The 6,874-nt window shown below is 70.9% G+C and carries 8 protein-coding genes; 4 read left to right on the plus strand and 4 right to left on the minus strand.

The window, feature by feature from the left end; translation table 11 throughout:
* Nucleotides 1–14 precede the first annotated feature (14 nt).
* Nucleotides 15–1,028, minus strand: coding sequence for an alcohol dehydrogenase catalytic domain-containing protein (locus VFF46_RS40320; RefSeq protein ID WP_325042558.1), 1,014 nt, complete (start codon nt 1,026–1,028; stop codon nt 15–17).
* A 47-nt stretch (nt 1,029–1,075) separates the two neighbouring features.
* Complete coding sequence (locus VFF46_RS40325) at nt 1,076–1,816, minus strand: SDR family oxidoreductase (RefSeq protein ID WP_325042559.1); 741 nt, start codon at nt 1,814–1,816, stop codon at nt 1,076–1,078.
* Between the two features lie 87 nt (nt 1,817–1,903).
* Here VFF46_RS40325 and VFF46_RS40330 point away from each other — a divergent pair, with 87 nt between their 5' ends.
* The 4 genes from VFF46_RS40330 to VFF46_RS40345 all read left to right on the plus strand — a co-directional run bounded on the left by VFF46_RS40330 (nt 1,904) and on the right by VFF46_RS40345 (nt 4,885).
* Nucleotides 1,904–2,812 (plus strand): LysR family transcriptional regulator, encoded by a 909-nt coding sequence (locus VFF46_RS40330; RefSeq protein WP_325042560.1) that lies wholly within the window; start codon nt 1,904–1,906, stop codon nt 2,810–2,812.
* Nucleotides 2,813–2,928: 116 nt separating this feature from the next.
* Complete coding sequence (locus tag VFF46_RS40335) at nt 2,929–3,465, plus strand: DUF6817 domain-containing protein (RefSeq protein ID WP_325042561.1); 537 nt, start codon at nt 2,929–2,931, stop codon at nt 3,463–3,465.
* Nucleotides 3,466–3,501: 36 nt separating this feature from the next.
* Complete coding sequence (locus VFF46_RS40340) at nt 3,502–4,431, plus strand: alpha/beta hydrolase (RefSeq protein ID WP_325042562.1); 930 nt, start codon at nt 3,502–3,504, stop codon at nt 4,429–4,431.
* 46 nt (nt 4,432–4,477) lie between these two features.
* The gene (locus tag VFF46_RS40345) at nt 4,478–4,885 is read left to right on the plus strand and encodes a hypothetical protein (RefSeq protein ID WP_325042563.1); all 408 of its coding nucleotides are present in this window, start codon (nt 4,478–4,480) and stop codon (nt 4,883–4,885) included.
* On the opposite strand, the gene VFF46_RS40350 is transcribed toward VFF46_RS40345, so the two are convergent.
* Together VFF46_RS40350 and VFF46_RS40355 are read right to left on the minus strand one after the other, a co-directional pair.
* Nucleotides 4,875–5,585: a PIG-L deacetylase family protein gene (locus tag VFF46_RS40350; protein ID WP_325042564.1), complete on the minus strand. Its 711-nt coding sequence runs from the start codon at nt 5,583–5,585 to the stop codon at nt 4,875–4,877. The two genes, VFF46_RS40345 and VFF46_RS40350, sit on opposite strands and share 11 nt — an antisense overlap.
* A 9-nt stretch (nt 5,586–5,594) precedes the next feature.
* On the minus strand, nt 5,595–6,874 hold a 1,280-nt coding region (locus VFF46_RS40355; RefSeq protein ID WP_325042565.1), incomplete at its 5' end, for a D-arabinono-1,4-lactone oxidase.

Below are 6,874 nucleotides of genomic sequence, written 5' to 3' on the forward strand. Positions count from 1 at the left end.
GACCTACCAGGGACCTATTGGGGCTGGGTCTTGAGGACGATGCGCAGGTTCGCCTTGGGCTGGTGCTGCCAGGCTTCCTCGGCCTGCTCGAGCGGGTAGGTCTCGATGATCGGGCGGACGTTCTTCAGCACGGCGAAGTTCAGCGTGTCCTCGGAGTCCTGGGCCACCCCGGAGTACCAGCCGGACACCGACAGCCGGCCGTCGGCGAGCGCGTGGCCGGTGACCTCGATCGGGTCGCCGCCCTCCAGGACGATCAGCTGACCGTTCGGACGCAGGCCCTTCACCAGGTCGCTCTGGAGTTCCGCGCGGGACACGGTCGCGAGGATCGCGGCCGCACCGCCGAGGGCCTTCAGCGCCTCGCCGGCGTCGCCCTCGGTGCTGTCGATGTACTCGTCCGCTCCGAGCTGCCGCGCCAGCTTCTCCTTGTCGCGCCCGCGGTTGATCGCGACCGTCCGGAACCCCATCTTGTCGGCGAACTGGATCGCCAGGTGCCCGACCCCGCCGACCCCCTGCACCGCGACGGTGTCCCCCGGCCCGGCGTGGGCGTGCCGCAGCGCGTTGAACGCGGTGATCCCGCCGCACATCAACGGCGCCGCGTCCTCGAAGCTCAGCCCGTCCGGGATCCGCGCCACCGCGTCCTGCGGCACCACCAGGTACTCCGCGTACCCGCCGTCGGACGACGTGCCGACGATCGTGCGCTGTACGCAGTTCGTGAAGTCGCCGCGCCGGCAGAACTCGCAGGTGAAATCGACGCCGCCGGACCAGCCGACGCCGACCCGCTGCCCGGCTTCCCAGAGCGTGACGCCGTCGCCGGCCGCGTCCACGACACCGGCGATCTCGTGCCCGGGGATCCGCGGCAGCGTCGTCCCGAACAGCGCGTTCCGCGGGATCGCGTCGCCGCCGCAGATCCCGCAGGCGTGCACCTGCACCCGGATCTGTCCCGCGGCAGGCTCGGGGATCGGTACGTCGGTCACGACGAACGGGCCGCCGGGCTGCTGCACCTGGGCCGCACGCATGGTTCCAGTCATGTCTCTCCTCGAAGGTCAGTGCATTCCACGGTCAGTGCATTCCACGGTCAGTGCATTCCGCCGTCGGCGATGATCTGCTGGCCGGTGATCAGCCCGGCCGCGTCGCCGGCGAGGAAGGCCGCGATCCCGGCCACGTCCTCGGCGCTGCCCAGCCGCCCGATCGGCACCATCGCGACCAGGGACTGCTTGTACTCGTCGTTCGCCGGATCGGTGAAGATCCCGGCGCCGTCGATCGGCCCCGGGACGATCGTGTTCACCGTGACACCGCGCGGCCCGAGCTCCAGCGCCAGGACGCGGGCCAGGTACCCGGTCGCGACCTTGCTGGTCCCGTAGAGGCCGACGCCCAGTTGCGGGACGGTCGTGGTGTTCGACGAGATCGTGATGATCCGGCCGTTGTCGGCGATCCGCCGGGCGGCCTCGCGCAGGACGAAGTACGGGCCTTTGGTGTTCACCCGGAACAGCAGGTCGAAGTCCTCCTCGGTGACGTCGGCGACCGGGACGTTCACCTTCTCCATACCGGCGTTCGCGACCACGACGTCGAGCCGGCCGAACTCCGCGAACGTCGCGTCGTACAGCCGCTGGATGCCGGCCACCTCGGAGACGTCGGCGGCGACCGCGATCGCCCGGACGCCGAGCGCCTTCGCGGCGTCCAGGACCTCGGCCGCGGCGGCCTCGTCGCGCGAGTAGTTGACGACGACGTTCGCGCCCTCGGCGGCGAGCCGGAGCAGGATCGCGCGGCCCAGGCCCTTCGACGAGCCGGTGACGAGCGCCGTTCTGGTTTCTCCCATGCTTCGATCGTGCTGGCTGGACGGGCGCCGCGGAAACAGAGATTTGCTGGCGAGGGCACAACGAATCGTTGTGGCACGATGGGAGCTGTGGACCTGAGCTTGCGCCTCCTGCAGGCGCTCGACGCGGTCGCGGCGGAGGGCAGCATGACGCGGGCCGCGCGGACACTGAACCTGACGCAGCAGGCGGTCAGTGGGCAGATCCGGCAGCTGGAACGGGTGGTCGGTACGCCGCTGGTCGAACGCCGGCCGACCGGGATCGAGCTGACTGCGGCCGGCGAGGTCGTGCTCAAGCAGGGCGCCGCGTTGCTGTCGTCGGCGCAGACGATGGTGGCGGAGGCGCGACTGGCCGCGTCCGGACGGCCGGATCCGTTGCGGATCGCGTTCAAGGCGCAGAGTACGGCGCACTTCATGCCTGCGGTCGAGGCGGCGCTGCGGGTCGAGGCACCGGACCTGGAGCTGCGGCCGATCGCGTCGCACACGCTGCCGGAGGAACTCGAGGCGCTCACGTCGGGGCGCGCGGACGCGGCGTTCCTGTGGCTGCCGATCGGCGACGACCCGCGGTTCACCGTTCATCCGCTGCTGCCGGAGGACCGCTGGGTGGCGCTCCCGCCCGGGCATCCGCTGGAGTCCCGGACGTCGTTGCGGATCGCGGACCTGGCCGGCGTACCGGTGATCGGGCCGCGCGACGGGATGCCCGCGGCGGTCGTCGACTTCTGGTTCATCGACCCGCGCCCGGACGGCACCCGCGCGGTCTTCGGGCCGCAGGCGAGTACGCCGGAGGAGTGCCTGCACCTGGTGGCGGCCGGTCACGGCTGCTGGATCGCGCCCGCCTCCACGGTCACGTACTTCGCCCACCCGCGGCTGACCTGGCTCCCGCTGGTCGACGCCGAGCCGAACGTCCTGGCCCTGGTCTGGCCCCGGCACGCGGCGGACCCGATGCTGCACCTGCTCCTCGAGCAGACCCTCCGCACCCTGTTGCCGACCGCAACGACCTGACGGCTCCGGGAACGCCGGATGAACACGATGTGACGCAGACGGCACGCCGAAGTAGTGGGCGGGGGCCGGCCGATGGCCTTACCGTGGGTGACCTGGGTCGCTCCGGAGGGGGTCAGATGGGCAGGTTCCAGGACTTGGGGTCGCTGCTGATGGTGCGCGGCGCCGACGAGCTCGACCATGCGGGCGGCACGCTGTACGTGCACCTGCACCGGGTCGCCAAGCGGCTCGGGTCGCTCGGCGCCTCCGACACGCTGGTGCTGGCCGGGCTGGCGCACGCGGCGTACGGGACCGACGGCTACCCGACGCACCTGTTCGACTGGCAGACCGAGCGCCCGGTGCTGGAGTCGGTGATCGGCGCCGGGGCCGAGACGATCGTCTACCGGTACGGCGCCTGCGACCGGGAGACGACCTGGCGGGACCTCGCCGAGCACCACACGGTCACCGACCGCTTCACCGGTACGTCGGAGGAGCTCGGCGCCGCGGAGCTGCGGGACTTCACCGACCTGACGATCGTCAACGAGCTGGACGTCCTCGACAACGACGCGAAGCGGGCCGTCAAGCTCCGCCCGTTCCTCCAGGAGCTGCTGCCCCGTTGGCAGTCCATCACCTCACCCGCCGTCCACACCGAGGCTCAGCGCATCCTGCAGCTCTAGCACGGAGCGCTAACACCCAGCTGTAACACTAGGGCCGTGAAACGGTTCCTGTGGCGGGGGTTCGTGGGACTCCTCGGGCTTTGGCTGATCGTCACGATCGCGTCCTTCGGCTACAACTTCGCCACCAACGGAACGGCCGCGCCACCGCCCGGCCTCAAGTACGTCGAGGCCGGCGGTATCAACACCCGCTACGACAGCTGGGGTACGTCGGGCACACCGATCGTCCTCGTCCACGGTGCGGCGGAGTCCGTCGACACCTGGTTCCGGCTGGTGCCGCTGCTCGCGAAGACGCACCGCGTGTACGCGTACGACATCACCGGCTACGGGTACTCCGAGCGCAAGGCGCCGTACACGATCGAGCATCTGGCGGGTCAGCTGCTCGGGTTCCTGGACGCGATGCACCTCGGCGGGCCTGGTCAGCCGCGGCCGGTCCTGGTCGGGCACTCGCTCGGCGCCGGGGTCGCGGCCGAGGCGACGCTGGAGGCGCCGAACCGGGTCGGCGGGATCATGTTCCTGGACGGCGACGGGCTGCCGCTGCCGGGCGGGAGGCCCGGTCCCCCGAGCTGGCTGATCCTCCCGCCGTACCGGACGTCGCTGTTCCGGCTGGTGCTCGCCCAGGGCTGGCTGCTGAAGAAGATCTACAACAGCGTCTGCACCCCGAACTGCCCGCCGATGGACGTCGACGCGTGGACCCGGCCGTTCCGGCAGCCCGGCGCGGAGCAGGCCATCTGGCAGATGACCGCGAACGGGATCCCCGCGGTCCCGGCCGACCGCCTGGCGAAGCTGAAGGAGCTGAAGATCCCCAAGTCGGTGGTGTTCGGAGCGAAGGACACCGACGGCGGCAACGCGACCGAGACCGCGACCCGGATCGGCGCGCCCGCGCCGACGCTGATCCCGAACGCGAGCCACCTGACGATGCTCTCCGACCCGGCCGAGGTGGCGGCAGCGATCGACCGACTTCGCTGACCGCAGATCCCTGGAAAACCGGCGCGCGGCGACGGATGATCGGAACATGGCCCGATACGAAGTGGTTGCGCGCGCGAAGCCCGATCGGCGACTCTCCGACGCCGACTACCTCGACCTGGCCCTGCACTCCTGGTCGCTGGACAAGGGGATGCGGTTCCAGCGGATCGAGGACCTGCCGGACGGTTCGATCGCGATCGTCCTGCAGCAGAAGCTGTCCCCGCGCAAGCCCGACGTGGCCTGCGCGATGGCGAACCGCAGCCTTGCCCAGCTCGGCATCCCGGCCGGCGACATCCAGCGGATCGACCTGCACCGGCTGACCCGCAAGGGTGGCCGCGCGCTGATCCGTTCCTGGGCCGGCCCGAACAACCCGCCCGGCCCCGGGACCGCAGGCGACCGCGAGCCCCGCCGCCCGAAGCCAACACCGCCCCACCTGCAGGCGTATCTCAAGGAGTGAAGACCTCGAAGCGGGCGGCGTACTTCGTGCCGAGGAGCGTGCCGGCCGGTCGTGACGTGCCTTCGAGGAACTCCTCCGGGTCAAAGTCGGGCCAGTTCAGGCCGTCGATGTAGGCCTTGTGCGCTTTCAGCGACCGCACCCCGGTCTCGAACGTGTCGGTGGTGTCCACGCCATGCCGCCCGTTCGGTGAGCCGGCGGCCCACACCTGCCGGACGCCGTCCCACTTGTCGCCGGCGTCCGGGAAGATCCAGCGGTTCGCGGCGTCCCGGACCGCGTCGAGGGTGGCCCGGCCGGTGTTGATGTGGTCGGCCTGGTTCAGCAACACGTCGCCGTCCCAGGAGTCGCGGAAGTTGTTGGTGATCACGATCTCCGGCTGGTGCCGGCGGATCGCCGCGGTGATCACGCGGCGGAGCGCGACGCCGTACTCGATCGTGCCGTCGGGCTGGCCGAGGAACTCGACCGCCGACACCCCGACGATCCGGGACGACTCGATCTGCTCGGCCTCCCGCAGCGGGCCGCACTCGGCCGGGTCGACGCCGTCGATGCCGGCCTCCCCCGACGTCAGCAGGCAGTACACGACCTGCTTGCCCTGCCCGGTCCAGCGCGCGATCGCGGCCGCCGTACCGAACTCCAGGTCGTCCGGGTGCGCCACGACCGCGAGCGCCTTCTGCCAGTCCTCGACAACCGGTTCAAGCTCCATGCCCGCAGGCTAGTCCCCGAAGACCTGCCTGGTGTAGGCGTTCTCGAAGACCCGGTGGGGGTCGAGGCGGTCGCGGACGGCGAGGAAGTCGTCGAAGTGCGGGTACCTGGCGCGCAGGTCGGCCACGGTCAGGGTGTGCAGCTTGCCCCAGTGCGGGCGGCCGCCGTAGTCGGCGACGATGCTCTCGAAGGCCCGGAAGTACGGGTCGTGCGGCAGCCGGTGGTACTGGTGGATCGCGATGTACGCCGTCGCCCGGCCGGACGCGGTGGACAGCCAGATGTCGTCCGGCGCCGCCACCCGGACCTCGATCGGGAACGGGATCCGCTCGCCGGACGCGTCGATCCAGTCCCGCAGCCGGCCCAGCACCTCGACCACGTTCTCCCGCGGTACGGCGTACTCGGACTCGCGGAACACCACGTTCCGCTCCGAACAGAACACCTTGTACGACGCGTCGACGTACTCCCGGGCGGACAGCGCGCGAGAGGCGAACCGGTTGATCCGCGGCACGATCCCGGGCCGCCGTACCGCGAGCCGGTTGGTCAGCTCGAAGACCTTGTTGGACAGCAGCTCGTCGTCCACCCAGCCCCGCACCCGGCCGACGGGCGCCGCGGCGACGTCCGGGCCGACCCGGTTGTTCCGCTTGGTGAGCGCGATCTCGGTGTGCGGGAACCAGTAGAACTCGAAGTGGTCGTTGCCATCGGCAAATTCGTCGAACCCGTCGAGTACGTCGGCCAGCGGCAGCGGCATCTCCTGCGCCCGCAGCAGGAACGCGGGCACGCACTGCAGGGTCAGCGAGCTGATCACACCGAGCGCGCCGACCGAGATCCGGGCCGCGGCGAACACGTCCGGGTGTACCTCGGCCGAGCAGTGCAGCACCGAGCCGTCCGCGGTAACCAGGTCGAGACCGACGAGTTGCGTGGCCAGGCCGCCCAGCTTCGCACCGGTCCCGTGGGTACCGGTGGAGATCGCGCCGGAGACGGTCTGCTTGTCGATGTCCCCGAGGTTCGCCATCGCCAGGTCGAACGCGGCGAGGCCCGCATTCAGCTTCCGCAGACCGGTGCCGGCGCCGACCGTGACCCGGCCGGACGCCTGATCCGCATGCAGGATCGAGGACAGGCCGTCCAGCCGGACCATCACCTGCTCCGGCACCGAGCAGCCCGTGAACGAGTGCCCGGAGCCGATCGCCTTGAGCTTCTTGCCCTGCGCGGCCGCGGTCTTCACCGCCGCCGCGAGTTCGTCGACCGACCCGGGGCGCAGGACCTCGATGCCGGTCGCCGACTCGGTGCCGG

The organism is Kribbella sp. (genome assembly GCF_035655035.1).
GTDB lineage: Bacteria > Actinomycetota > Actinomycetes > Propionibacteriales > Kribbellaceae > Kribbella.